Source organism: Aureimonas psammosilenae (genome assembly GCF_009176975.1).
In the GTDB taxonomy this organism is placed as follows: Bacteria; Pseudomonadota; Alphaproteobacteria; order Rhizobiales; family Rhizobiaceae; genus Plantimonas; species Plantimonas psammosilenae.
Genome location: NZ_WEZG01000015.1, coordinates 82,235 through 104,933 on the forward strand (window position 1 = coordinate 82,235; position 22,699 = coordinate 104,933).

Sequence of the window (22,699 nt, forward strand, 5' to 3'; positions counted from 1 at the left end):
GCGTGACAGTTCAGAATGGGGCGGTGGGCGATGACAGGCTCGAACTGCCGACATCCTCGGTGTAAACGAGCAGGCGCGGACGTTTATCCTCGAATCTTAATGGATTGCCGGAGGATCGTAATTCCGGCGAAGGATCGGTCCATCCTCGTCGCTACCGGCAATCCTTTGTCCCTCCGGGAGGGAGTCGGGAGGGAGTCGGCCGGCAAGGATTACCGCAGAACGGCCGCGATCACCACGGCCGCCGCCAAGCCCCAGACCGCGATCGCCAAGCCTCGGATCCGCCGGCCGATGTCGCCTCCGTCCGGCGCGACCGTCGCGACCGGGGCAGGGGCCTCGACCCACTCCGACTCCTCCTCGCGAACCGCCTCAGCCCGCCTCGACGAGATGCCCACGGTCAGATTGGACACGTAGACCCGAGCCGACCCTCCCTCGAGCATCGCATACGTCTGATCGTGCTCCGGCCTCGCGAGGGCCTCTTCAACCTCGTCTTGATAGAGCAGAGCCATGAGATGCAGTCGCAGCGCCGGCGGCGTCGTCCGACCCGCGAGTTCGGCCGCGAGACCCTCCAGAAGGCTGCTCCGCACCACGACGTCGAGAACGAGATGGTCGTCGGCCGATTCGAACGGTCCGTCGCCGCGTGGCATGTCGCGGTCCCAATGCATCAAGACGCCGACATAGTCTTCCTGGCCGATCGACCTCAGACCGACGCGGACGCGGTCGAACGTGCGGTCGTAGTCCGTCTGCGGCTTGCCGTCCCTAGCAGCGGAAAAGACGCGGACGCTTCGGTCGCCGACGATTCGGCCCCACCCGACGAGGCGGCGGGCATCGGGGACGTTCGATTTCGCGACTTCCCGGACCTGGATCTGCTCGAAGGAGGCCTTTTCTTCCGGCGTCATCGACGCGTAGCCGGTCGAGGCCTTCGCCCGCAGCTCGGCGTCGCCGGGCGCGTCCGCGACGTCCCGGGCTTCGCTCAGGCTCGAGAACACGCGGAGAAGGTCGTAGGCTTCCACGTCGATCTCGAGAAAACGCCAGTCGCGGTGATAGAACAACGGCCGGCCGTCGCCGCCTTCGCGGCGGATGCCCATGGGATTTATGAACGTCCGCTCTTCGCGGGGGAGGGGCGGCGAGGGTCTGCGGGCCACGGCTGACTCGGGAAAGAGGAGTTCGCGCCAGGATGGCACGGTCCGCAACTTCCGTCGCCCCGCATTTCGACCCATCTCTCGGATCGAAACATGGGTCAACTTCGCCGAAACGTGGGCTGAAACGGAAAGGGCGCCGCCGGCTTCCCTCGCCGGCGGCGCCCCCACATCCCCTCGACCCCGAACCGCGGAGCCGGATATCCAACAGGCTGCATTCCTCGCAGCTGACGAACGCGGCGCCCTTCCTCGGCGACGCTCCCCCTCGACATAGGCCCCGCCGCCGCCCCCTTCAAGTCCGACTTCGGAACGTCCCTGCACGTCGGTTAACGGCATATCCACAGGTGAGAACGTATGGAGAACAAAACCTCGACTCCGCCGGCACGCGGAGTCAGACCTCCCCGACCGAATTGGAGGCGCCCCTAATGTCCAGACTCGCCGAGAAGCTCATCGACTTGCCTCTCACGGACGACCTCGAAGCCGCCGTCGACGCCGCCATCGCGACGGCCGGCGGGGACCAGCGCACGGCGATTCGGTCCCTGATCCTCGGCCAGCGGTCCTTGATGGAGGCCTACGGGGCGAGGATCAGCGCGGGCTACATCCGCCGGGGAGCTCGCCGGTGATCCGCGAGCGCGAACCCGTCATCGACGCCCCCGAAATCGGCGTCCAAGCCCTGACCTTCATCGCGTCCCATCAAGACCTGATCGACAAGTTCGTCGAGGTGACGGGCTTCGCGATCGGCGACCTCCGCCGGCTTGCGACGCAGCCGTCCTTCTTCGTCGCCGTCCTCGACTTCTTCCTCGCGCACGAGCCCGATCTCCTCGACCTCGCGTCGCAGCTGCACGTGCGGCCGGAGACGATCGGGTGGGCGCGGAACGCCCTGGCGAAGCAGGCCGGCATCGCCCCGGAGGACTTCGCCGGCGCCGCTACATGAAGACGTTGGCCAGCGCCGCGTCGTCCTCGTCGTCCTCCCGCGTTCGGGCGTCGAGCTCGGCCTGCCGGACCTCCTCGGCGATCCGGCGCGCCTCCGACGCCTTCCATTCCGCGTAACGCTCCGGCGCCGGAAGCCCTCCTTTCCTCACCCGGACGAGCACACCGTCGTCAGCCTTCCAGACGAGCTCGAAGAACGGACGGACCCGCTCGACAAACCGCGTCGTCCACCGGCCGTGCAGCATCTCGCCGACCTCGATCTGGCACCGGCTGTGCCCGCTGATCCAGAAGCAGTCGCGCTTCGGATCTGCCTTCCTCGATCGGCCGAGATCGTGCCTGCGGACAGCATTGGCCGCGGTGACGATGTGGTCCGAGCCCGACACACCATGGAAGCGCACCCGTTGCCAGTCCTCCGGCGCGTCGGCCTTCCAGTACCGCTGCAGGCATGTCCTCATGCCGTCCCGTGTCGGAGCGAAGACGAACATCCCGTCCGAAGCCCGGGAGACCCATGCCTCCCTCAGCTTCGGCAACTGATTTCCCTTCATCCCGCCGTCGATCCCGACGACCTTCCAAATCGGCACTAAATCGAGGTTGCCGACGATCTCCGCATCGACGACGATCAGATTCATCACGACGTCGGTGCCGATCGCCGCGACGGCGGCCGCGACCCGATCCGAATCGACGACGATCCTGTGGGTGCGGGCATGCCGCTTCCCGCGGTTCGGCTTCACGATCGTCTCCACCGAGGTCGAGATGCGGGGAGAGACGCCCGGAAGGAATACAAATTCCGGCGCGTCGACACGGCGGGCGAGATGATCGTTCGGCGCCGGCACCAGGTAGATGTCGTGCAGCTCGGCGAGGCGGCGGCGGAGGGGCTCGTTCTCGATCACGGCACCATCGCTCCCGGCTCGTCCTCGACCGCGTACCCGGCATCGATCATGATCTGCCGTCCGATCGCCGGTGCGACTTCCTCGGCCAGCGTCCATTCCTCCGGCGTCCCCGGACGGCCGTTCGGCCCGCGTACGTCGTCCAGCTCGCCGAAATCCACGCGGGCGACGCATTGCGTCCGGCCGGCCGACGTCCGGAGCGCGAGGTAGCCGCCCGTCTCGTGCGGGTCGAAGACGAGGAAGGTGCCGAGTTCGGAGATCTCCATTCGCATCTCTTCCGCGAGGTCGATGCGGGCGCCAGCGAGACGGACGTGCTGCCATCGCCGCCCGTCAGAGAGGGCAATGTCTTCGATAATGGGCTCGGGCTGCATGCTCATGCCGCGCACCTGTCGCGGCTGAGCCCCATCGCCTGCCTCTTGATCGCCCGCGGCCGCCGGCACCGATCGGCCAACGCTTCGCGCAGCTCCGGCGTCAACTCGTAAGGCAAGGCCCGCTTGTACCATCCCCGGGATGCGATCTTTTTCGGGATCCCCAGCCGGGCCGCGATTCGATGCACCGTCGACGCCGAGACGCCGGCGAGATGGCCGAGGCGACCCGCCGACGCCGTTTCGCCGACACGTGGCAGCTCCGGCTCCCAAGGCATCTTCGAAAAGACGGAGATGGCGTGCGTCAGGCGCTCGTGCCTCCGGTTCCACTGCTCCTGGGCGATGATGTCGGCGTGGACGAGACCAGTCGATTCGCGCCGACGACGCTTCTCGACCCTCTGGAGCCCATATTCGGCTTCCTGGGCTTCGCGCTCCAGCCATTGCCCGTGAAGTTCGGCGACGGCCGCCCCGACGAGGAGCATGTCCATCGACCACGCCGATCCGTCGCCGCCGTTCCAGACGTAGGCTCGGAGCGGTCTGCCGGCATCCAGCTCCGGCGCGACGATGCGGGCGAGATGGCGCGGCACGTGGCCGAGCCGATGCTCGTTCTTCCACCAGACCTCGACGGCGTTTGGATCGTGCGCATTTTCCGGCACCCGCACCAGATGGAGGCGGCCGCCGACGGCGGGACGGACCCGGCCTTCGAGCCCGTCGTCCTGGTCGTAATCGTAGAACTGCAGCCCGGCGACGTGCGTCGCCATCCAGGGTTCGCCGGCATCGATGCGGGGCGCCTCGATCCCGACCGGGGTCTCTAGGAGGCCGGAGAGGTCGATCATTGCGTCCGCTCCCTGACGAACCTGCGGATCGCTGCTCGGATGTTCCGCGTCGTGTGACCGACGTCGTGGTGATGACCGTGACCGAGCGTACCGACGAGACGACCGGCGATCCGGATCGCGGTGTTGCGCTTTCGCTCCTCGATCGTCCACGGAAGCGGGCAGGCTTCGAGTTCCCGGCGGATTAGCGGGCTCAGGCGCATCACATCGCCCTCCCGTTCGAGAGCGTCCGCTCGACGAGCTCCGGATCGCCCGCCCGCGGCTTCTCGCCCTTCATCGGCGGGATCGCGGCGAGCGACCGTGCGACATCGCGGATACGGTCCGGCTGCCACGGGTCACAGCCCTCGGCCGACAGCCAGCCGTGGCCGACGCGCCAGCCCAGGTCTCCGCCGGCACTCGCACGGCTGATCGGGGTGCCGGGCGGAATGGCGGCGACGATGGTGGCCTCGATGCCGGCGTACGGCTCGAACTCGCGGTCGAGGGAGAACGGCTTCTTCGGCTCTGACGCGAGACCCTGCAGCGCACTCTTGATCGCCGCCATGACATCGACCTTACCTGGCGCGATCTCGTCGATCCGCTTCTGAAGGTCGGCTGCTCCTCCGCGAATGACACCGATGGCCTTGGCGAACAGGTCCACCGTCTCTTCAGCCGTCAGGAGCGGCACGCCGTTGACGGTCGGGCGTTCGACCTTCACGACGTTCGGATCCGCCAGGACCTCGTCCACGGTCTTGCCCTGCGCCGCCGCGTACCGAGACATGCGCTCGGGCACGGGCAGCTCGTCGGCCGACAGGCAGGGTTCGCCGTCCACGGTCGGCCTCTTGTTCCAGGGCTTGAAGGCGTCGATCGCGTCGAGGTCGGGCCACGTGCCGTCGAACTGCCAGCCGCGGTCGTCGATGGTGATGTGCGCCGGCGGTCGCTTCGCCGACAGATCGATCTGCCGGTGGATACGGTCGCCTTCCTCGGCACCGAACTCGCCTGCCAACCGGTCGAAGAGCCATTGCGCGACGGCATTCGTCCCGCCCGATTGCGACAGCCGGCTCGATACGACGACGACCTCGAACCGCTCGTCCTCGACGAAGTCGCGGAGGAACTGCATCGACCCCGGCGTCGGCGGGTCCGAGATCGTCGCCGCGTCGGTCCAGGGCGACGAATACGAATGGATCACGCCGTCGAAATCGAGCGCGACGAGCTTGCGGTGGGGCTTCCGGGTAATCTTCTGTTCGGTCACTCTGCATTCCTCGCGTTTCGCCCGGACCGGCCTCTGTGCGCCGGCGGGGCCTTGGGATCGATGTCAGGTCTAGGTCTGCCGGCTCCGGACGGCCTCGATGCGCCGCCTGAGTCGGTCGGTGGGTGTCTCCGAGGCCGCCGCTGCGCGCTCCTCGAGCCTCGCGACCAGACGCTCAACGAGGGCCTGGTCTTCGGCCGAGAGGCGGGAAATACGTGCGGGCAGACCGCACCCATTCCGGGTCGCGTGGGCGGTCACGACAGGAGCCGGAGGCCGCGATCGTGCGCTGCGGCGAGGATCTCGCCGACCTCGTCGTCTCCGCCGCGCTCCGCCGCGTCGAGGGCGTCGAGGATATCCTTGTCCGATGCCTCTACTACGCTGTTGCGGACGAGCTCGACGCGGAGGGAGTCGAGGATCGCAGAGCGGACGTTCCGCAGGATGGTCGCGTCCGTCTCGCGGGAGGGCTCGCCGAAATGGTACTCGGAGACTTCCGTGGTCCCGAGCCGGGCTCGGAGCTGGAAGGCGCCTTCGCCGAACTGGTCGCACCTGGTGATGCAGGTCTCGTCGACCCCGACGAGGAGCCGCGACGCGGACTGGCGCTTGCGCTCCAGGTAGGGGTCGAGACGGGCCAGAGCGTCGTTCGCGATTGCGGTGGCGTCGGCGCAGGTGCTGGTCGAGGAAATCGTGACCAGGGCGTCGCGGACGAGCGAGAGCGTGTTCATGCGGACTCCTGTGCGGTTGCGCCTCGGACCCTGCCGACGGCGGACGAAAGAGAGGACGGGAGAAACACGCCGAGCCGCGACATGCGGACCTGGATCGCGTCCGGCGTGCGCCCCATCGCGGTCGCGATGTCCTCGACGGAGCGGCCGGCGGCGCGGAGCGGCCGGAGGGCGGCGTCGTCCCTTCTCGTCCAGCGTCGGCGACGGCTCGACGCGCCGAGCAGCCGGGCGCGCCACTGGACGGCGGAAGGAGAACGGTTGAGTTCGGCGCCGATCTTGTCGTGCCGCATGCCGGAGCACGCGAGCGCGTAGAGCCTCTCGTCCTCGGCTTCGGTCCAGCGACGGCTCACGACGCCGCCCGCCCGGTATAGAAGTCGACTGCTTCGACGGGGACCTGAAGGCGCCGGGCGATGCGGCTCGACGCCCAACCCTCGGCGGCGGGGTCCCGCATGCGCTCGCGGGTCGGGGCGAGGATGCTGTCCCAGGACGTCACGCCGAGCCGGGAGGCCATCGTCTGCACGCCCGTCACGGGCCTGCCGAGGACCTCGGCGACGTCGCGCACCGAGCGGCCGACGCGCAGCATGTCGCGCAGCTTCGTCTTCTCTTCTTCCGTCCATGCCGGGCTGAACCGCTTGTCCATCTGCCGTTCCGAAGCAACCATTTCGGGGAAAGATAGGCATGGGAAGTATGAGGGGCAACTTGAAAGATGACGTCGGATCGTTCGCCTTTGGATCTGGAAACGCAATCCTTTCAATGAGAAGGATATAGATCGTTCGACATTCGAAGGATTTTGGACGTGCAGAAATAGGACTTCAGGAAAACTTTCTTCACGCTGTTCTATGGTCCGGTCACAAACCAAGGAAAGGAAGTCCGATGCGTGCTCTGCTCTCGAAGATTCTGGCCGGCGTCGCCCGCCTGGTGCTCGTTCCTGTGGAAATCGTGGTCGGGGGGATCCGGACGGTCATGAACGTCCTCAGGCCGGCTCGGAACACCGCGAGCCTGGACGTCGCCGAGGACGTCGTCGGCGAGGATTCTCCGGACGATCAGCTCGCGGCGCTCGCGGCCGCCCGGGAAGCCCGGAAGGCGGCGGCGCAGGTGCGACGGTCGGAGCCGGAGAGAGTGCGGCTGGCGGCGAAGGAGCTCTCGGAAGGTCGGGCCGTGTCGCGGGCCCTGTTCGACCCCGCGGTCGCGGAAGAGCGGGAGGTCCTCGAGTGGCTACAGGGCCTGGGGGCGTTCCACCTCGGCCTGCTGATCAACGCGAGGGACAGCGAGATCGAGGATCACCTGCGCGGCGACGGCTACCGCGGGATCCCGCTGCTGCCGGCCGACGAGCGTCGGGCCGAAGAGGAGCGCGAGGCGAAGCGGCTGCCGACGGAGGTCGAGTGGTGCCAGATCCTGATCGACAGAAGAGTGCGCAACGGCGACAGCCCGGACGGGGATCAGATGGACGACATCCTGCGCGAAGCCCGCGACCTCGTCCGGACCCGTGCCCGCGTCGGCGATCACCTTCCTCGGCGCGTCAACGCGGAGCGGAACTACGACGAGGCCGCGTAGAAGCCTGCGCGGCTTCGAGCTCCCCGATGCGGGCGAGGGCCAGTTCGAGCTCGAGTGCCAGGGCGCGGCTGATGCCGCGCTCGCGGCGCAGGTGTCGGGCCATCAGATCGATGGCGTCCGGCGCGCTGCGGTCGATCTGGCGCTCGGCCTGCGCCGCGTTGAAAGCGGCCATCGCGAGGCTCTGGATGCCGCCTTCGAGGCCGCGGCAGAATCCGTGAGGGTTGTACGACATCGGTCGATCTCCGGCGGGACGCGGGCGGCACCGGCCGGAGGCATCTCACGAAGCAGAGGAGAGCACGAAATGCAGAAGGAAGGGTTAATGCCTGACCGCGTCCCAACGAAATTCCGCACTCGGGAAGAGAGGCGCCGGCAGGCCGAGTACTCCGCCCGCCATCGCGCCGCCCACGCCGACGAACCGGACATGAGGATCGTCGATAGGGCACTGGTCGAGGCGATCGGTCTCTATATCCAAGCGCTGCCGCCGGCCGAGGCGAAGGTCCTCGCGCCGGCCCTTGCGGCGAGCGCGATCGCGGGGCTGGAGTACGCAGGCTACTCGAAGAAGGCGGCTCGGAAGGCGGTCGGCCGGCGCGTGCTCTACTTCACCTCGGAAGCGTGCCAAGGCATTGTCAAGGCTGCGAAATATCGGGCGGAGGCGACGTCCGGAGATCTCAGGGCGTGAGATGGCAACTGCGACGGCACCCCCGTTACTCCCTCATTCTCCGTGAGAGAACGAGGGGCCGCATAACGCTTTTCACACAGCCCGGCAGAACCGTCTGCGATCCGTAAAATGCCTGCTGTTAACCGGCAGGATTTTTCTTGCTTTCGTCTTTCTTGCTCCGCCCCGATGTTCGCATCCGAGCCCGCTCTACCGCGAGCGGCAGGAGAACGCCGATGCCGCACCGGAGCACACCCGAAACCGCCGCCGCCGAGTCCGCCGCCCGCCGCCGTGCCGCTCGTCTCGTCCACATGCACGTCGTCGGCAACGTGCCCGCGAGTTACGGCAACTTGCCAACTTCCCTTAGGGAACGCTTGTCCGGCTATCAGGCTGCATGGTTCGACGACGTGCTCGAAGCGGCGGCGGAAACGGCGGCGTGCGAGCTCAATCCCTCCGCCTGGGACGACGGCGGCCTGCCGCCGCCGACGGATACGGAGCTCGCGGCACTGGTCGACGCTGCGGTGATGGAGGCCTTCGAAGACGAGGAGGCGCCGGCGCCCGCGTTCGGCTCCGGGATGCGGATGTGATGGAGAGGGCTATGGACGACGAGATCGAGGTCGACGAGGTGACCGAGCTCGAGGACCCGCTGGCGGGTCTGCGGACGGACGAGCAGCGCGACCGTGCCAGGCGCATGCGTCCCGGCTTCTCGCACGCGATCGCCGCGTGCGGCCTGTCGACGGAAGAAGCAATGGCCTACCTGGGTCAGAGCCGATCGGCGATCGAGAAGAAGCGCGCCGGCGTCCTCGCCATGACGCCGGACGACGCGAAGGCGCTTTCGGCGTTGTGGCATCGGATCCGGACCGGCAGGGTCGAAGGCTTGGATCCGGGGCCGTTCGGCATGGCGGTCACGATGCTTGTGCTGTCGGGGAAGCACATTCCGAAACGCGTTCCCCGCGGCCGGCCGAGGTACGTGCCGTTGGAGGCTCCGGCGGATGCGCCGTCATGATCGTGAAGGGTCCGCCTGAAGGGGCCCGGGCGGTCCGCGATGCGGAACAGGCGGTTGCGCAGGGACGGAAGCGCCGCCGAGATCGAGATAAGTGATTCCGGGGTCGAGATAAGTGTCACGGCCTTGGACATAACGCTCCCGGCGGCGACGGCGGAGGCGAATAACCTAACAGTGATGGGTATTTAGCGGGAAAATGGGCCCTTGCCGGAGGTCGCCGGATCTGCCTATTTTCGCCTCAGAAACGAAAAGGGCCCGCCTGGCAGCGAGCCCTTTTCAGACAGAAACCTGGCCGGTGAGGGACAGGGCATTGGATGGGCTGCTTATAGCGCCTCGGCGCGAAAGCGGCAACCCCGATCCCTCGCTCGGCCTACACGGATCGGGTAGGGAATTGGACTACGGACACGAACACGTCGAAGACCTCGAGGCCGAGAAGCTGCGCCAGCCGCCGCTCTGCCTTCGGTGGGAGATTCGGGGCATCTGCAAGGAGCTTCGCCGGATCCTGGGATGCTCCGAGGAAGAGGCGGCGATCATCGCCGACATCGTCCAGAACGCGCTGAAGGGCAAGCCGGAGACCTCCTACAGCCGCGACCGCAGCTTCTACCTCGCCGCCGACGCGCCGAGCGTGATGCACACGTACCGCCGCATCGTCCCGACCGTCGATCTGATGGACGAGAAGGGCTGGATCGACCATGACAAGAGAGCGCCGTCGATCCGCGGCTGCGGCTGCGGCTGGCGCAGCGCCATGGCGCCGAAGCGGATCCTGATCGACGCGTACCAGGAGGCGGTCCGCGTCCGCGGCAAGCCCGTCCCCTTGAAGCCGATCCGGTCCGTGATCCTGCGGAACGCCGCCGGCGAATCCATGCCGCTGCCGAGGACGCGGAAGGTCGAGCGGATGGAGGCGGAAGTCGATGCGGTCAACGCCTTCCTCGGCGAGGACGACATCAGCGAGTTCGGGTACATGCGCCGCATCTTCAACGTCGACCTCGACCGCGGCGGCCGCTGGTACCCGGTCGGTGGCGCGTGGCAGGTCATGTCCGACACGGAACGGTTGGAGATCCTCATCCGGGACGAGCCCGTGGCCGAGATCGACATCGGGACGATGCATCCGGCCATGCTCTATGCCGAGGTCGGCGCGAAGCTCGAGGGAGACGCGTACGACCTCGTCGGTTGGCCGCGGAAGCTCGCCAAGATGGCGATGCTCGTCATGATCAACGCCGACAACATGCGCGAGGCGGCGTACTCGCTCGCCCGCAAGGCCGCGATGGCCGAGGTCGCGGAACGTGGATCCAAGGATGCCGAGCAGAAGGCGCGACTCCTGATCGCGGACGTCCGGAAGCGTCACAAGGCGATCGAGCGGGCGTTCTGCTCGGACGCCGGCGCCCGGCTGATGCGCAGGGACTCGGACATCGCGACGAACGTCCTCAAGGCCATGATGAAGGCGGGCGAGCCGTGCCTGCCGGTTCACGACAGCTTCATCGTCCGCGAGAGCGCCGCCGACGTCCTCGAGGAGGTCATGCGCGATGCCGCGAGGGCCGCCGGGCTGCCCGACATCGAACTGAAGAGGACGGTTTCCGCGAACGCGAAGGTTGGCGGGGAAAAGGCAACGGAATCAATGCGGTTGGGTCATAACGTTCTGACATACCCTTCTTCTTCTCTTCCTTCTTCTTCTCTCTTTCCGGTCGAATCCCAGGAGTCGAACGCTGCGGTGCGAGCGAGCGCAGCGAGCGAGCCCCATCCCGAGGCCGAAGACCGATCGTCCCTTCGTATTTCCTTCGCTGCCGTCCTCAACGCCCCCGCAGAAGCCCGCACGTTGGATTCCGACGTCGACCCGTCCGAAGACGCATCCAACGTCGAATCCCCGACAGGATCGCCTGACGTCGAACGTCACGACCCTTCCTCCGTCCGTTCCCTGCGCTCGTTTCCGTGGGATCGCTCCTCGGTCCTGGCATCTCTCGAACTTCGCCGGCACGACCGCGCCGTCGCCGCTGCCATGGCCGTCTCTGGTCCCGCTGCCGATCCCTGCATCGACTGGTCGTCGCAGATCGGCTTCGGCCTTGCGCAGTCCACCCACAACGGCGCGACGTGGACGTGGTCGCTGCCGGGACGTCGCGAGTGTGTCGTCTACCTGTGGAACGGGGCCGAGAGGGACGCCGTCATCCCCGTCGCCGATCAAGCCGCCGCCGGTCGCGTCGTCGAGACCTATCTCCGAACGCTCGCAGGCGTCGGCCGTCGTCTCCGCGTCGAGGTCAGCTATGCCGGCCGCTACGACCTCGGCATGTCGTTCGAGGAGAACGCCGCCGTCCACAGCCCCGTCACCGATACCCTTCATCGGCCCTCGATGGTCGTCGGAGCCCCCGACGTCGCGAATGACGACGAGCCGCCGTTCCAGACCGACCTGCCGTGGTACGACGACGAAGAGGAGATGCAGCTGGCCGCGTGACCCAGCCGGCAACGTCGCCTCGAAACCAGCCCTGCGGTGCGCGCAGGAAGGATCTTCCGACACGGAGGTCGTGCATGCCGGCGCCAAGGACGACGGCTACAGTAGGCGGCTTGGACGGCATGGCCGCGGCCTTCGACGCGCTCGGCGACGCCCTCGGGCGCGAGGCTCAGAAGGGCCTGAACGAGGTCGCCACGAACGCCATCAAGAGACTGTCCGACGTGGTCGACCGCGAGGTCGACGGAGGCGCCGTCCCCTTCACGAGGGTCGCTTGACGGGCCGGTCGTCGATGTCGATGCGCCGCGGCCGCTACGCCGACGGCGACGATGAGGCCGAGTCCGACGTGCACGTGAACCCGCTTCAGAGCCGGTATCTGAAGTACCTGTTGGGCGAGGAGCAGGTCCGTAGAGCGGGTGATACGGGCGTCGCTAGGGTCAGGACTCATAGCTCACAGCCAGAACAGGACGGTGGCTGCGAGGACTATGGCGGAGAAGAAGACGGTTGGGCATCGGTCGTAGCGGGTCGCGACGCGCCGCCAGTCCTTCAGTCGCCCGAACATGATCTCGATGCGGTTGCGTCGCCTGTAGCGGCGTTTGTCGTGGCGCACAGGAGCATTGCGAGACTTCCGCCCGGGAATACAGGGTTTGATGCCCTTCGCCTGTAAGGCGTCCCGGAACCAGTCGGCGTCGTAGCCCCGATCCCCCAGCAGCCACTGAGCCTTCGGCAGATCGTCCAGAAGCGCCGCTGCCCCGGTGTAGTCGCTGACCGGCCCGGCGGTCAGGAAGAAGCTCAGCGGGCGTCCGTTCGCATCGGCCACGGCATGAAGCTTGGTGTTCATGCCGCCTTTGGTGCGGCCAATCAGGCGTCCAAGCCCCCCTTTTTGACCGCCAGGCTCGATGCCGTGCGGTGCGCCTTCAGGTAGGTCGCGTCGATCATGATTGTCTTGCGCTCGGCACCGGCTGCGGCCAGCCCCTCCATCATGCGGACGAAGACACCCATCTCGCCCCAGCGCTTCCAGCGATTGTAGAGCGTCTTCGCGGGACCACAATCCTTCGGTGCATCCCGCCATCGTAGGCCGTTGCGGTTGACGAAAATGATCCCACTCAGCACGCGGCGGTCATCGACCCTCGGTCTGCCATGGCTCTTGGGAAAGAACGGCCGCAACCGCGCCATCTGCTCGTCCGTCAGCCAGTACAGGTCGCTCATATCCAGTCCCCCCGCGGAGCCTGAATCAGACGGTACGCCTCAAATCAATGGGTCCTGACCCTAGGCCAGTGCGTGTCGAGGTCAGCCCGAGTGGGTGCCGGCGCCGGTGCGATCGAGGTCTGCGGTGCGGAAGGGCGGGATCGGACCCAAGGCCTCGAGAACCGCTTCGGCGTCCAGGTGACCGGCGTCGAAGAGGCGCTCCGCGCATCGACGGATGGCGGCCTCGTTCTGCGTCACGAGCCGGTCCGCCTCCGCCTCGCAACGAAGGAGAAGGTCGCGGGCGGACGCGGCAAACCCGGGAACGCACGCCAGCATCGTGAAGTCCTGCTCGGGATCACCCAGCCACATGGGGCCCAGGGTGTCCAAGCCCCAGGACGCCTCGATCCCGAAGGCCGCCCGCGTCGCCAGCGCGAGGTCGGACGTCGCCGAACCGCCGGCGCCCGCGGAGATCGAGCCGAGAAACGCCTTTTCCGCCGCCCGGCCGGCGAGGAGGTAGACGACGATCCCCATCACCTCGGAGCGCGTCGTCGTCCTCGCCGTCGGAATCAGTTGCGTAACACCGCCGGTGTCGTGGATCGTCAGGGCGTGGACCGTACCGATGGAGCAGGCCACCGCGGCGCAGGCATGCGCGGCTTCGTGGATCGCGATGCGGCGACGCTCGTCGGCAGGAACCTGCACGCGCCCTTCGCGGACGGCGGCGAGGAGGTCGGCGACCTCGATTCCGCGTCCGGCACGGCGGGCGGTGCCGCGAGCCTGCCGCACCCAGGAAGCGACCGACGCGCCGCTGCCGCCACGTCCCGCGAGCGCGATCGGCAGCAGATCGGCGCTCGGCAGGTCGTCGCCGAGCTGCGTGCGCAGGATGCCGACCAAGGCGGGGACGTCGGGCATCTCGATCCGCGCCACCCTGTCCAAGCGGCCGGGCCGCAGGATGGCCTTGTCGATGCGGGACACGTGGTTGGTGGCGGCGAGCACGACGACGCCGGTCCGGTCGCTTGCACCGTCCAATTCTTCGAGGAGCCCGTTCACGACCTGGGCGCCGTAGTCCCTGGCGCGAGGATGAAAAGCCTCGCGATCCCCGATGCCGTACAACTCGTCGATGAAGAGGATGGAAGGTGCGGCGGCACGGGCGTCCGAGAAGCATTTCTTCATCGCGGAAAGGCAGTCGCCGAGATGGCCGTCGCCGGTCGACTGCCACTGCGCCAGGGAGCCGATCACGAGCGGCAAACCGGCCGATCTCGCGAAGCTCCTCGCGAAGAGGGTTTTGCCGGTACCCGGCGGTCCGGCGAGCACGAGACCGCGGGGCATCGCCTCCTAGCCGATCGTACCTTCGCGATAGGCGCGGAGGTCGGCGAGCATTTCCAAACCAATGGTCTTGGCTTCGCCATAGCCGTGCAGATCGGCAAGATCCGGTAACTCCTGCCCCCTGGAAAGACGGCGAAGGACGCTCGAACGAAGTCGCTCCAACGACCCCGCCGCGCCGCGCTGGGCGGAGACGGACATGCGGAGGTCGTCGAGCGTCACGGCGCCGACCCAAGCCTCCGCCGGAACCTCCGTCGGATCGCCCGTGACCGCCTGGACCAGGACGGAAAGGAGCGGCGGACTCCAACCTCCGAAACTGACCACCCGGTCCGCCACGGCACGCAGCGGCTCGGGCACGGCACGCGCGGCGGCCACCGAGAGCGCACAGACCGGAATCGCGATCGACAGGGCGACCAGGGCGCGCCGCTCCAGGATGGCACGGCCACGGGTGTCGACGTCGCAGAAGAGGATGGCGGCGCGGCGGCGGTCGACGCCGGAGCGTCCGGACGCGCCGACGGCGTCCAGCGCGCCCATCGACATGACCTGCGTCGAGCGACCGAGGGCGCATACGCGAAGCACGCGGTCGACGATCTCCATCATGCCGGCGTAGGGCACCTCCACGACGAGGACGGGCGATTCACGGCGCAGGGCGCGCAGCGTGCCCGGCGCCTCCTCGAAACGAGCCGCGAGGAGGATCGCGGTCGCCGCCTCGTCGACGGACAGGGTGACGACCGGGGCCGGCGCCTCCCCCGTGTCGACCTCCTCGTCGAGACCGAACTCGGCCAGGTCGCCGGTGTCGAGGAAGGTCGACGGCGAGCCGGCGGTCGAGGCTTTCCCGGCATCGACGAGGAGCATCTCGACGAAGGTCCGGGCGAGGGCGCCGGTGCCCGTCGTCGGAGGCGGGGGCGGCGGCGGGGAAACGGACCCGGTCGGGGCGGGGTCGAAGTCGTCGATCACGGCGTCGAGCATGGGGTGGGCTCCTCGAATCAGGAACGGAAGGTGAAGCGGGACGTCACGAGCGGCGTGAACTCGGAGGACGCGGCGCCCCCAGGCGCCACAGGCGGCTGTAGGTGCGGATCCAACGGCGCTCGTGGTCCATGGCGAAGACGCGGGACGTCACCGCCGCACGATCGGGCAGGATCGGATGCGACGAGACCATGCCCCCGATAGGGATCGAAGTCCGGTCGGGAACGGTGATCCATGCGTCGACGAGCGGCGCCGCTTCGAGGTCGTCGGACGAGGGGCCTTGGCCGGCGGCGTAGGTGCGCAGATCCGCCAGGAGACGCTCCAGGCACTCGAGGTCCCGGGTCTCGAAGCACGGCGGAATGCCGGGCACGTCGTAGGGAAAGGTCGACAAGGATGCCTCCTGTGACGGTGGGACGGGAAAGGGACGGCAGGCGGAGCCGCGGGTGGGGCGGCCGTCGTTTCAGGGGTCCGGCGGGTGGCGCAGCAGCCAGGCGGCGACGAGGCGGTTGGCGGCGGTGTCGGGCTCGCCCAGACCGGCGAGACGCGCGGCGAGGGCGTGTCGGTCGGTCGGTGGGAGCCGGTGCCTCATGTGTATCGCGAAGGCGACGAGCGTCGTCCCGTCGACGGAGGGCGTCCGGCCGTCCGGGGCGAGGGACCCTGTCGGCGAGTTGGCGGGCCGCGGACGCTTCCCCTCCATGGAGGTCACGGCCCCCGTCACAGGCGGCGCACGAGAAGTTCACGGTAGGGGAACGGACGGGGCGTCGCCACGAACTCGACGACGAACAGCCTCGCCCTGACGGCCTGCGCCACGACGTCGTAGGGGCGTGGGCAGATGCCGCTCAACATCTCGAGGACCGCGTCGAGCGTCATGACCGCGTCCGTCCCCGGCATCGCGAGGATCATGCGGTCGATGCCCGTGGAACGCTCCTCCTCGGAAGACCGTAGGGCCTGCGCGAGACGGAACCTCGGCTCGCCATGGCAGACGGGTCGGCGTGCGGTATCGAGCATCGTGGATCCTCCAGCGGCTGGGGATGCGGCGTCGTCTGGGAAGGCGCTCTCACGCCCTATATTTTGATAATAGTGAAAATATTCGGGCGTGCGGAAGCGTGCGCCCGGGACCTGGGAGGGGGGCCGCCCGACGATGTCATTCCATGGATCTCGTCGGACGGGATCGGCCTGTCCGGCGTCGCTCGCGCAGCGCCCGTGCCACGGCCGACAGGTCGGCCGGGCGAAAGCTTGCGGATGGAGTTACGAGAACCCTCTCGCGGAAGTCTGGAGAGGACAACGGGAACCGAGGGGCTCTGGAGAGGGCTCCTACGGACGTCCCTGGATGCGGGGCGTCCCCGCCGTCGGACCATCCCGACTCGACTTGCGGCCGTTCCGGCGGCGGCAAGCGAAGGATCGGGTCGGTCCTTGTAATTTCAACATAATCAAAATACCGACGCCGCCAAGAGGCAAATCTCTAGTCATTAGAGGAACGCCCGAACATCGTTAACGGCCCCTGAAGCTTCGCCAAACGGCGGCAGCGGCTCGAACGCGGCAAACAGGAAGGAGGTCGTAGGTCGATCGACGGGGCGGAGAGTGCTGCCGCAGACGACGGGTGAACCGTCCGTCGTCGAAGGGTCAGCGGCGGGATGACCCGGGGGCGGTCGCTTCGGTGGAAAGATACGACCCCAGCGCCATCACGGGATGCGGGACGGCGCGGCAGATCAAGGTGGTGCCGCGGCGCTCCTGGGTCAGGAGACCGACAGCCGCCATCTTCGCCAGATGATGAGACAACGTCGGTCCCGGGATCGCGACCGCCGCCTGGAGATCGCCGACCGCCATGCCCTCCTCACCGGCCTTCGAGAGCATGTGGAAGAGCCTCAGCCTCATCGGGCTGCCGAGGCACGTCATGATGGAGGCGGCTGTTTCGAATTCCATGAAACAAACATACGGGTCCACGTCCGCACGACAACCCGTGCTCCCGAGGCACCCGGCGGGAAGGTTGACGTCGCTGGCGCACGCCGTGCGTCTTTCATGCGGCGGTTTAGGTTCACGGATCGTTGTCCGGGAGCCGAGACGTGAAGGGCACCTTGACCATGAGTTCTTCGGACGAAGCTTTCTCTAAAAGTCGATCGATCGATTTGCGACGACCGAAAGCGGCGACGGCGAGGGTGGCTTATTCCTACGGAGGGCTCTCATGCCGAGCGTCATACGCTTCATCCTAGTCTCGTTCGTCCTCCTCGCAGGCGGCGGCGAAGCGGTCGCCGGGATGGATCTACGGGGCGCGACGACGCAGCCGGTCGGCCACTACGAGTTCTGCGGCCGGCATCCGGATCGTTGCCTTCCGGGAGACGGCGGGGCCCGGTCCATCTCCTTGACGAAGTCGGCGTGGAACGACCTCGATCGGGTCAACCGGGCGGTGAATCGGGCGATCGCCCCGCTCACGGACGAGGAGAACTACGACACGCCGGAACTCTGGACCTATCCCGTCACGGCCGGAGACTGCGAGGACTACGCCCTCCTGAAGCAGTACATGCTGGAGAGGGCCGGCTATCCGCGCTCGTCGCTCCTCCTGACGGTGCTCCGCCAGGCAAACGGCGACGGCCATGCCGTCCTGACCGTCGTCACCGACAGGGGCGACCTCGTTCTCGACAACCTGGACGAGGAGGTGAGGGATTGGAGCGCGACGCCATACGTCTACCTCAAACGGCAGTCGCCCAAGGATCCTGCGAAGTGGATCGCCATCCAGGACGGGCGCGATTTGCCGGTGGCGAGCGTGCGCTGAAACGGGCGGGCGGCCTCGAACCGACGCGAGACGTAGAGCCGGATACGCCTCAATTTCTCGATCCGGCCGGAGGCCTATCCCTGCCACACCTCGGCGCCTCGGGGAGGTCGAGCCGGGTCAGACGCCCGTGTACGATTCCCTCCGGCAGGACGATCGAGATGTCGTCGGCGACGCCGTTCTCATAGAGCACGAAGCTGCTCGTCGAGATCGGCCGTCCGTCGCCGTCCGCGTGCTCTTCGAAGAGGTCCTGGTAGACGACCCAGCGCCGAAGGCCCTTCAGCCCCGGACGCGGCATCGGTACCGCCGGATCGTCTTCGGCATGGCGTCGCGACCCGTCCCAGGGGAGGATGAGCGCGGCGGCCGCCAGCCGTTCCTCCGCCTGGATCCGCGCATCGTAGACCTCGGTCTCCACGAACCGCTCGCCCGCGATTGCGCGATCGACGAGAAGGGAGCGAAGGCCCACCGGAGAGATCGTCGAGGCAAGCTCGATCTCCTCCGTCTCGGGAGCATCCAGCCTGACCCTGATCCCGTCCGGCGAGCGCGAGGCGCTGCCCTCCGCGACGTCCCCCTCCTGTCCGAAATCCTGGGACGACGTCCGGAAGGACCAGGTGCCGGAGGCTTCTTGTTCGGACGAAACGAGGCGCTCGCTGCGGAACTCGACCTGGAGCTGATAGTCCAGCCGGAGGGTCGTGCGGGTCTCGAGATCGTAACGCCCGCATTCGGGAGGGGACAGGTTCCACGTCGAGGTGCCTTCGCCGCCGACCAGCCCCGCCGTGGGCGAGGAGACGATCATGGAATAGGCGGCTCTCGCGGGCACGATACCTGCCGCGTCGACCGGGGACCCAAGGAGGACGACCAGGAGGGCTGCGACGGACCGATCGATCGCCGCAGGCCTCGACCGAACCGCGGATCGTGAAGCTCGTGCCGACCGCCGATCCCGCCGCCTGGCGGCTCTGGGCGACGCGGAAGATCGCGGGCGGCGGGCCTTCAATGGTGGTCCGCCACGCAGCGCCCGTGGTCGCCGAGCACCTCGATGACCCGGCAGGTGTCGACGGAGGAGTTCGTGCAGTCGGCCATGCGTGCGATCTCCACGCGCAGCGCTGTCAGGCGTGCGATCTTGTGGTCGATGTCGGCGAGGTGGGCCCGTGCGATCTCGTCCGCGCCTTCGCAGGAACTCCCGGGATGACCGGACAGCGTCAGGAGCTGCCGGATGGGCTCGATCTCGAAGCCGAGTTCGCGGGCGTGTCGGATGAAGCGCAGGCGCCTGAGGTCGCCCTCGTCGAAGAGGCGCCGTCCGCCGTCCGACCTGGCGGTCGCCAGGAGCCCGATCTGCTCGTAGTAGCGGATCGTCGGAACCTTGATGCCGGAAGCCTTCGAGGCCTCGCCGATGGTGAGGTCGCGCATCGCATCTCCTCCTGATGTCCACCGGGGTAGCGCCGTGGAGCGGAAGGGGCAAGCGACCGCCGGACGGACAACCCGTCGCAGCCCGCATTTTTCCTCTTGCTCCTCTAGCCGCTAGAGGAAGTAGCCGTCGATCCAACAGAACGAACGGGATCGCCCAGATGTCCGAGACCCTCCAGTCACGCTTCCGCATAACCGGCATGGACTGCGCCGCCTGCGCCGCGAAGATCGACACCGCAGTGCGCGGGCTCGAGGGGGTCGTCGACGTCAGCGTCTCGGCCTCCGCCGGCAGGATGACGGTCGGCCACGTGCCGGAGGCCCGCATGGAAGCGGTCGCGGACCGCGTGCGCAGCCTCGGCTACGGGGCCACGCCCGAGGCGGCATCCGAACCGGTACCGCGCATGCTCCCGCAAGCCTCCGCGTCCTCCGCGCACGACCACGATCATGCGCACGCGGACGACCACGATCACGGGCACGACCACGCGGATCATGCCTCCCCGGATCGTGCCGAGGATGCCCGTCCGGCGCCTGCGCCGGAGGACGCCGGTCTGCGCGTCCGCGTGACCGGCATGGACTGCGCCGCCTGCGCGGCGAAGATCGACACCGCCGTGCGCCGGCTGGACGGGGTGAGGGACGTCGCCGTCTCGGTCTCCGGCGGATCGGTCCGGATCGCGCACGACGGACGCCTCGAGGCCGACGCCGTCGTCAGGCAGATCCGCAACCTCGGCTACGGCGCCGAAGCGGAGGCGTCGGCACCGGCGGGCGCCCTCGTCTCCGCTTCCGGACCGACGCCGCACGCCCACGACCATTCCGGCGGAGACGAGGCGGCCGGGCCCTGGTGGTGGACGCGCAAGGCGAGGCTGACGATCGCCTGCGGCGCCGCCCTCCTCGTCGCCACCGTAGTCGGGCACCTGTTCCCGCAGCTCGAGCGGCCGGCCTTCCTCGTCGCGCTGCTCGTCGGCCTCGTCCCCGTCGCGAGGCGCGCGTTCGTCGCCGCCCGCTTCGGCACGCCCTTCTCCATCGAGACGCTGATGACGATCGCTGCGGTCGGGGCCGTCTTCATCGGCGCGCAGGAGGAGGCCGCGACCGTGGTGCTCCTCTTCCTCGTCGGCGAGATGCTGGAGGGCGTCGCGGCGACCCGCGCCCGCCGCAGCATCCAGGGCCTGACGGCGCTTGTCCCAAAGACGGCGCTCCTCGAGGAGAACGGTCAGACCCGCGAGGTGCCGGCGGAGAGCCTCGTGGTCGGCGCGGTCATCCTGGTGCGTCCGGGCGACCGCATCCCGGCCGACGGGGCGGTGGTCGAGGGAACGGGCGAGGTCGACGAGGCCCCCGTCACCGGCGAGAGCGTCCCGAAGCGCAAGGCCGTGGGCGATCCCGTCTTCGCCGGGACGATCAGCGCCGGATCGGTTCTCCGGGTGCGGGTGACGGCCGCCGCGGCCGACAACACGATCGCCCGCGTCGTCAAGCTCGTGGAGGAGGCGCAGGAGTCGAAGTCCGAGACCGAGCGCTTCATCGACCGCTTCTCCAGGTACTACACCCCCGCCGTCCTCGTCGTCGGCGCCCTCGTCGCGCTCGTCCCGCCTCTGCTCTTCGGAGCGTCCTGGAACGAGTGGATCTACAAGGGTCTCGCGATCCTCCTGATCGGCTGCCCCTGCGCGCTCGTGATCTCAACACCGGCGGCGATCGCGGCCGGTCTCTCCGCCGGAGCACGGCGCGGCCTCCTGATGAAGGGCGGCGTGGTGCTGGAGACGCTCGGCAAGATCACGGCGATCGCCTTCGACAAGACGGGAACGCTGACGGCCGGCAGACCGGTCGTCACCGACGTCGTCGCGGTCGGGCGGCCGGCGCGGGACGTCCTGTCGCTCGCGGCCGCGCTGGAGAAGGGATCGAGCCATCCGCTCGCGCTCGCCATCCTCGACAAGGCGAACGCGGACAAGGCGCCGGTGCCCCCGGCCTTCGACGCGAACGCGATTCCGGGCGAGGGGGTGGAGGGCAAGGTCGGCGGCGAGACGGTCTTCCTCGGCTCGCCCAAGGCGGCGGCGAGGCGGCTCGACATCGGCGCGGATCGGCTCGCGGAGATCGGTGCGCTCAACGCGGAGGGCAAGACCGTGTCGGTCCTCCTCGCGAACGGCACACTTGCCGGCTTACTCGCCATGCGCGACGAGCCCCGTCCCGACGCGGTGGATGCCCTTGCGGGCCTCAAGGCGTCGGGCATCCGCCCGGTCATGCTGACCGGCGACAACAGGACCACGGCCGAGGCGGTGGCGAAGGGCCTCGGCATCGAAGCGCGGGCCGAACTCCTTCCGCAGGACAAGCAGAGGATCGTCCGCGAGCTGCAGGCCGAGGGCCTCAAGGTCGCCAAGGTCGGCGACGGCATCAACGACGCGCCCGCGCTCGCGGCCGCCGACGTCGGCATCGCGATGGGCGGGGGCACGGACGTGGCGCTGGAGACGGCGGACGCCGCGGCGCTCCACGGCCGGGTGCGCGACGTTCCCGACATGATCGCCCTCTCGAAGGCCGTCATGGGGAACATCCGCCAGAACATCGGCATCGCGCTCGGCCTGAAGGCCCTGTTCCTGGTGACGACCGTCGCCGGCATCACGGGACTGTGGCCGGCGATTCTCGCCGACACGGGCGCCACCGTCCTCGTCACCGCGAACGCCATGCGGGTCCTCGGCTGGAAGCCCCGATGAGCGCCGCCGTCGAAGACCTCCTCCGCTTCGGGCCGGCGATCCTCCTCGCCGTCACCGTCGCATGGCTCGCCCTCGCCACCCGCCGGACCTCCCGGGAGATCGGCGGGCGGGCCTTCGGCTTCGGCAGCGGGCTCCGCCAGCGGTCGGCGCGCCTGCTGTTCGTCGCCTCGATCGGCGGGGCGGCCGCCGCGCTCGTATCGCATGCCGTCGGTGACGCCCCGGCAATCTTCGCGCCGCTCGCGGGCGAAGCGTCCCTGGTCCGTCTCGCCGGGTTGGCCCTTGCCGTCGGTGGACAGGTCCTGACGATGGTGGCGCAGGGGAACATGGGGCGGCGCTGGCGGGTCGGCGTACCGCGGACGGCGCCCGACGCCCTGGTCACGACGGGTTTATTTGGCCTGTCCCGCAACCCGGTGTTCCTGGGGATGCTCGCGATGGCGGTAGGCCTCGCGGTGGCGGTGCCGTCCCCTGCAATGCTCGCGTGCGCGCTCGCCTTCTGGATCGCCTGCGAGGTCCAGGTCCGGGACGAGGAGCGCTTCCTCGAACGCTCCTTCGGATCCTCGTACGCCGCCTACCGGAGCGCCGTCCGGCGCTGGATCTGATTAAGAAAAGGACGAACC

At 68.3% G+C, this 22,699-nt stretch carries 30 protein-coding genes and 1 pseudogene; 11 read left to right on the forward strand and 20 right to left on the reverse strand.

What is annotated here, in order from left to right; genetic code table 11:
- Positions 1-209 precede the first annotated feature (209 nt).
- Positions 210-1,181 carry a hypothetical protein gene (locus F9929_RS20885; protein WP_152048487.1) on the reverse strand — a complete coding sequence of 324 codons (972 nt, stop codon included), beginning with the start codon at positions 1,179-1,181 and terminating at the stop codon, positions 210-212.
- A 380-nt stretch (positions 1,182-1,561) separates the two neighbouring features.
- On the opposite strand from F9929_RS20885, the gene F9929_RS20890 reads away from it, so the two are divergent.
- Both F9929_RS20890 and F9929_RS20895 read left to right on the forward strand, forming a co-directional pair.
- Positions 1,562-1,759: a hypothetical protein gene (locus F9929_RS20890; RefSeq protein WP_152048488.1), complete on the forward strand. Its 198-nt coding sequence runs from the start codon at positions 1,562-1,564 to the stop codon at positions 1,757-1,759.
- Positions 1,756-2,070: a DUF3572 family protein gene (locus F9929_RS20895; RefSeq protein ID WP_152048489.1), complete on the forward strand. Its 315-nt coding sequence runs from the start codon at positions 1,756-1,758 to the stop codon at positions 2,068-2,070. The genes F9929_RS20890 and F9929_RS20895 overlap by 4 nt, the downstream gene beginning before the upstream one ends.
- On the opposite strand, the gene F9929_RS20900 is transcribed toward F9929_RS20895, so the two are convergent.
- From F9929_RS20900 to F9929_RS20935, 8 genes are all read right to left on the reverse strand, one after another.
- Positions 2,063-2,956 carry a hypothetical protein gene (locus F9929_RS20900; RefSeq protein ID WP_152048490.1) on the reverse strand — a complete coding sequence of 298 codons (894 nt, stop codon included), beginning with the start codon at positions 2,954-2,956 and terminating at the stop codon, positions 2,063-2,065. The two genes, F9929_RS20895 and F9929_RS20900, sit on opposite strands and share 8 nt — an antisense overlap.
- Positions 2,953-3,330, reverse strand: a complete 378-nt coding sequence (locus F9929_RS20905) for a hypothetical protein (protein ID WP_152048491.1) — start codon at positions 3,328-3,330, stop codon at positions 2,953-2,955. Before F9929_RS20905 ends, F9929_RS20900 begins: the two co-directional genes overlap by 4 nt.
- Complete coding sequence (locus F9929_RS20910; protein WP_152048492.1) at positions 3,327-4,154, reverse strand: HIRAN domain-containing protein; 828 nt, start codon at positions 4,152-4,154, stop codon at positions 3,327-3,329. The genes F9929_RS20905 and F9929_RS20910 overlap by 4 nt, the downstream gene beginning before the upstream one ends.
- Entirely contained in the window at positions 4,151-4,354 is a 204-nt protein-coding gene (locus F9929_RS20915) for a hypothetical protein (RefSeq protein ID WP_152048493.1), read from the reverse strand. The genes F9929_RS20910 and F9929_RS20915 overlap by 4 nt, the downstream gene beginning before the upstream one ends.
- On the reverse strand, positions 4,354-5,379 hold the full coding sequence (locus tag F9929_RS20920; RefSeq protein ID WP_152048494.1) for a hypothetical protein: 1,026 nt from the start codon (positions 5,377-5,379) through the stop codon (positions 4,354-4,356). Before F9929_RS20920 ends, F9929_RS20915 begins: the two co-directional genes overlap by 1 nt.
- Before the next feature lie 251 nt (positions 5,380-5,630).
- Complete coding sequence (locus F9929_RS20925; protein ID WP_152048495.1) at positions 5,631-6,098, reverse strand: hypothetical protein; 468 nt, start codon at positions 6,096-6,098, stop codon at positions 5,631-5,633.
- Positions 6,095-6,445 (reverse strand): hypothetical protein, encoded by a 351-nt coding sequence (locus F9929_RS20930; RefSeq protein WP_152048496.1) that lies wholly within the window; start codon positions 6,443-6,445, stop codon positions 6,095-6,097. The genes F9929_RS20925 and F9929_RS20930 overlap by 4 nt, the downstream gene beginning before the upstream one ends.
- Entirely contained in the window at positions 6,442-6,735 is a 294-nt protein-coding gene (locus F9929_RS20935; RefSeq protein ID WP_152048497.1) for a hypothetical protein, read from the reverse strand. Before F9929_RS20935 ends, F9929_RS20930 begins: the two co-directional genes overlap by 4 nt.
- 233 nt (positions 6,736-6,968) lie before the next feature.
- On the opposite strand from F9929_RS20935, the gene F9929_RS20940 reads away from it, so the two are divergent.
- A complete protein-coding gene (locus tag F9929_RS20940; RefSeq protein WP_152048498.1) occupies positions 6,969-7,649 on the forward strand; it encodes a hypothetical protein in 681 nt (226 codons plus the stop codon).
- Here F9929_RS20940 and F9929_RS20945 read toward each other — a convergent pair.
- Positions 7,615-7,881 (reverse strand): hypothetical protein, encoded by a 267-nt coding sequence (locus F9929_RS20945; protein ID WP_152048499.1) that lies wholly within the window; start codon positions 7,879-7,881, stop codon positions 7,615-7,617. The two genes, F9929_RS20940 and F9929_RS20945, sit on opposite strands and share 35 nt — an antisense overlap.
- Before the next feature lie 69 nt (positions 7,882-7,950).
- On the opposite strand from F9929_RS20945, the gene F9929_RS20950 reads away from it, so the two are divergent.
- The 5 genes from F9929_RS20950 to F9929_RS20970 all read left to right on the forward strand — a co-directional run bounded on the left by F9929_RS20950 (position 7,951) and on the right by F9929_RS20970 (position 12,022).
- A complete protein-coding gene (locus tag F9929_RS20950) occupies positions 7,951-8,328 on the forward strand; it encodes a hypothetical protein (RefSeq protein ID WP_152048500.1) in 378 nt (125 codons plus the stop codon).
- Between the two features lie 212 nt (positions 8,329-8,540).
- Positions 8,541-8,891: a hypothetical protein gene (locus F9929_RS20955; protein WP_152048501.1), complete on the forward strand. Its 351-nt coding sequence runs from the start codon at positions 8,541-8,543 to the stop codon at positions 8,889-8,891.
- A gap of 11 nt (positions 8,892-8,902) precedes the next feature.
- The gene (locus F9929_RS20960) at positions 8,903-9,310 is read left to right on the forward strand and encodes a hypothetical protein (RefSeq protein WP_152048502.1); all 408 of its coding nucleotides are present in this window, start codon (positions 8,903-8,905) and stop codon (positions 9,308-9,310) included.
- Between the two features lie 388 nt (positions 9,311-9,698).
- A complete protein-coding gene (locus F9929_RS20965) occupies positions 9,699-11,750 on the forward strand; it encodes a hypothetical protein (RefSeq protein WP_152048503.1) in 2,052 nt (683 codons plus the stop codon).
- Between the two features lie 74 nt (positions 11,751-11,824).
- Positions 11,825-12,022, forward strand: coding sequence for a hypothetical protein (locus tag F9929_RS20970; RefSeq protein WP_152048504.1), 198 nt, complete (start codon positions 11,825-11,827; stop codon positions 12,020-12,022).
- A 173-nt stretch (positions 12,023-12,195) separates the two neighbouring features.
- Here the strand turns inward: F9929_RS20970 and F9929_RS20975 are convergent.
- The 7 genes from F9929_RS20975 to F9929_RS21005 form a co-directional block, all read right to left on the reverse strand.
- Positions 12,196-12,953, reverse strand: a protein-coding gene (locus F9929_RS20975) for an IS5 family transposase (protein WP_152048505.1) whose coding sequence is annotated in 2 segments (ribosomal slippage) — positions 12,196-12,617 and positions 12,617-12,953 — 759 coding nt in all. Because the reading frame shifts where the segments join, the coding sequence is not laid out codon by codon here.
- Positions 12,954-13,034: 81 nt separating this feature from the next.
- Complete coding sequence (locus F9929_RS20980; RefSeq protein ID WP_152048506.1) at positions 13,035-14,258, reverse strand: AAA family ATPase; 1,224 nt, start codon at positions 14,256-14,258, stop codon at positions 13,035-13,037.
- Positions 14,259-14,264: 6 nt separating this feature from the next.
- Positions 14,265-15,221, reverse strand: a complete 957-nt coding sequence (locus F9929_RS20985; RefSeq protein ID WP_152048507.1) for a hypothetical protein — start codon at positions 15,219-15,221, stop codon at positions 14,265-14,267.
- Positions 15,222-15,264: 43 nt separating this feature from the next.
- The gene (locus F9929_RS20990; protein ID WP_152048508.1) at positions 15,265-15,609 is read right to left on the reverse strand and encodes a DUF6634 family protein; all 345 of its coding nucleotides are present in this window, start codon (positions 15,607-15,609) and stop codon (positions 15,265-15,267) included.
- Positions 15,610-15,678: 69 nt separating this feature from the next.
- Positions 15,679-15,807, reverse strand: coding sequence for a hypothetical protein (locus F9929_RS24770; RefSeq protein WP_268915685.1), 129 nt, complete (start codon positions 15,805-15,807; stop codon positions 15,679-15,681).
- 125 nt (positions 15,808-15,932) lie between these two features.
- The gene (locus F9929_RS21000) at positions 15,933-16,226 is read right to left on the reverse strand and encodes a hypothetical protein (protein ID WP_152048510.1); all 294 of its coding nucleotides are present in this window, start codon (positions 16,224-16,226) and stop codon (positions 15,933-15,935) included.
- 615 nt (positions 16,227-16,841) lie between these two features.
- The gene (locus tag F9929_RS21005; RefSeq protein ID WP_152048511.1) at positions 16,842-17,141 is read right to left on the reverse strand and encodes an ArsR/SmtB family transcription factor; all 300 of its coding nucleotides are present in this window, start codon (positions 17,139-17,141) and stop codon (positions 16,842-16,844) included.
- 259 nt (positions 17,142-17,400) lie between these two features.
- Here F9929_RS21005 and F9929_RS21010 point away from each other — a divergent pair, with 259 nt between their 5' ends.
- Positions 17,401-17,988: a transglutaminase-like cysteine peptidase gene (locus F9929_RS21010; RefSeq protein ID WP_152048512.1), complete on the forward strand. Its 588-nt coding sequence runs from the start codon at positions 17,401-17,403 to the stop codon at positions 17,986-17,988.
- 49 nt (positions 17,989-18,037) lie between these two features.
- On the opposite strand, the gene F9929_RS21015 is transcribed toward F9929_RS21010, so the two are convergent.
- From F9929_RS21015 to F9929_RS24915, 3 genes and pseudogenes are all read right to left on the reverse strand, one after another.
- Positions 18,038-18,805: an EipB family protein gene (locus tag F9929_RS21015; protein WP_152048513.1), complete on the reverse strand. Its 768-nt coding sequence runs from the start codon at positions 18,803-18,805 to the stop codon at positions 18,038-18,040.
- 170 nt (positions 18,806-18,975) lie between these two features.
- Positions 18,976-19,239, reverse strand: a complete 264-nt coding sequence (locus F9929_RS24910; RefSeq protein WP_407922265.1) for a MerR family DNA-binding protein — start codon at positions 19,237-19,239, stop codon at positions 18,976-18,978.
- 6 nt (positions 19,240-19,245) lie between these two features.
- Positions 19,246-19,392 (reverse strand): annotated as a pseudogene (locus F9929_RS24915) (MerR family DNA-binding transcriptional regulator); the annotation flags it as partial.
- A gap of 158 nt (positions 19,393-19,550) precedes the next feature.
- Between F9929_RS24915 and F9929_RS21025 the strand changes: the two are divergent.
- Together F9929_RS21025 and F9929_RS21030 are read left to right on the forward strand one after the other, a co-directional pair.
- Positions 19,551-22,082 carry a heavy metal translocating P-type ATPase gene (locus F9929_RS21025; RefSeq protein ID WP_152048515.1) on the forward strand — a complete coding sequence of 844 codons (2,532 nt, stop codon included), beginning with the start codon at positions 19,551-19,553 and terminating at the stop codon, positions 22,080-22,082.
- Entirely contained in the window at positions 22,079-22,681 is a 603-nt protein-coding gene (locus F9929_RS21030; RefSeq protein ID WP_152048516.1) for a methyltransferase family protein, read from the forward strand. Before F9929_RS21025 ends, F9929_RS21030 begins: the two co-directional genes overlap by 4 nt.
- The last annotated feature ends 18 nt before the right edge of the window (positions 22,682-22,699 follow it).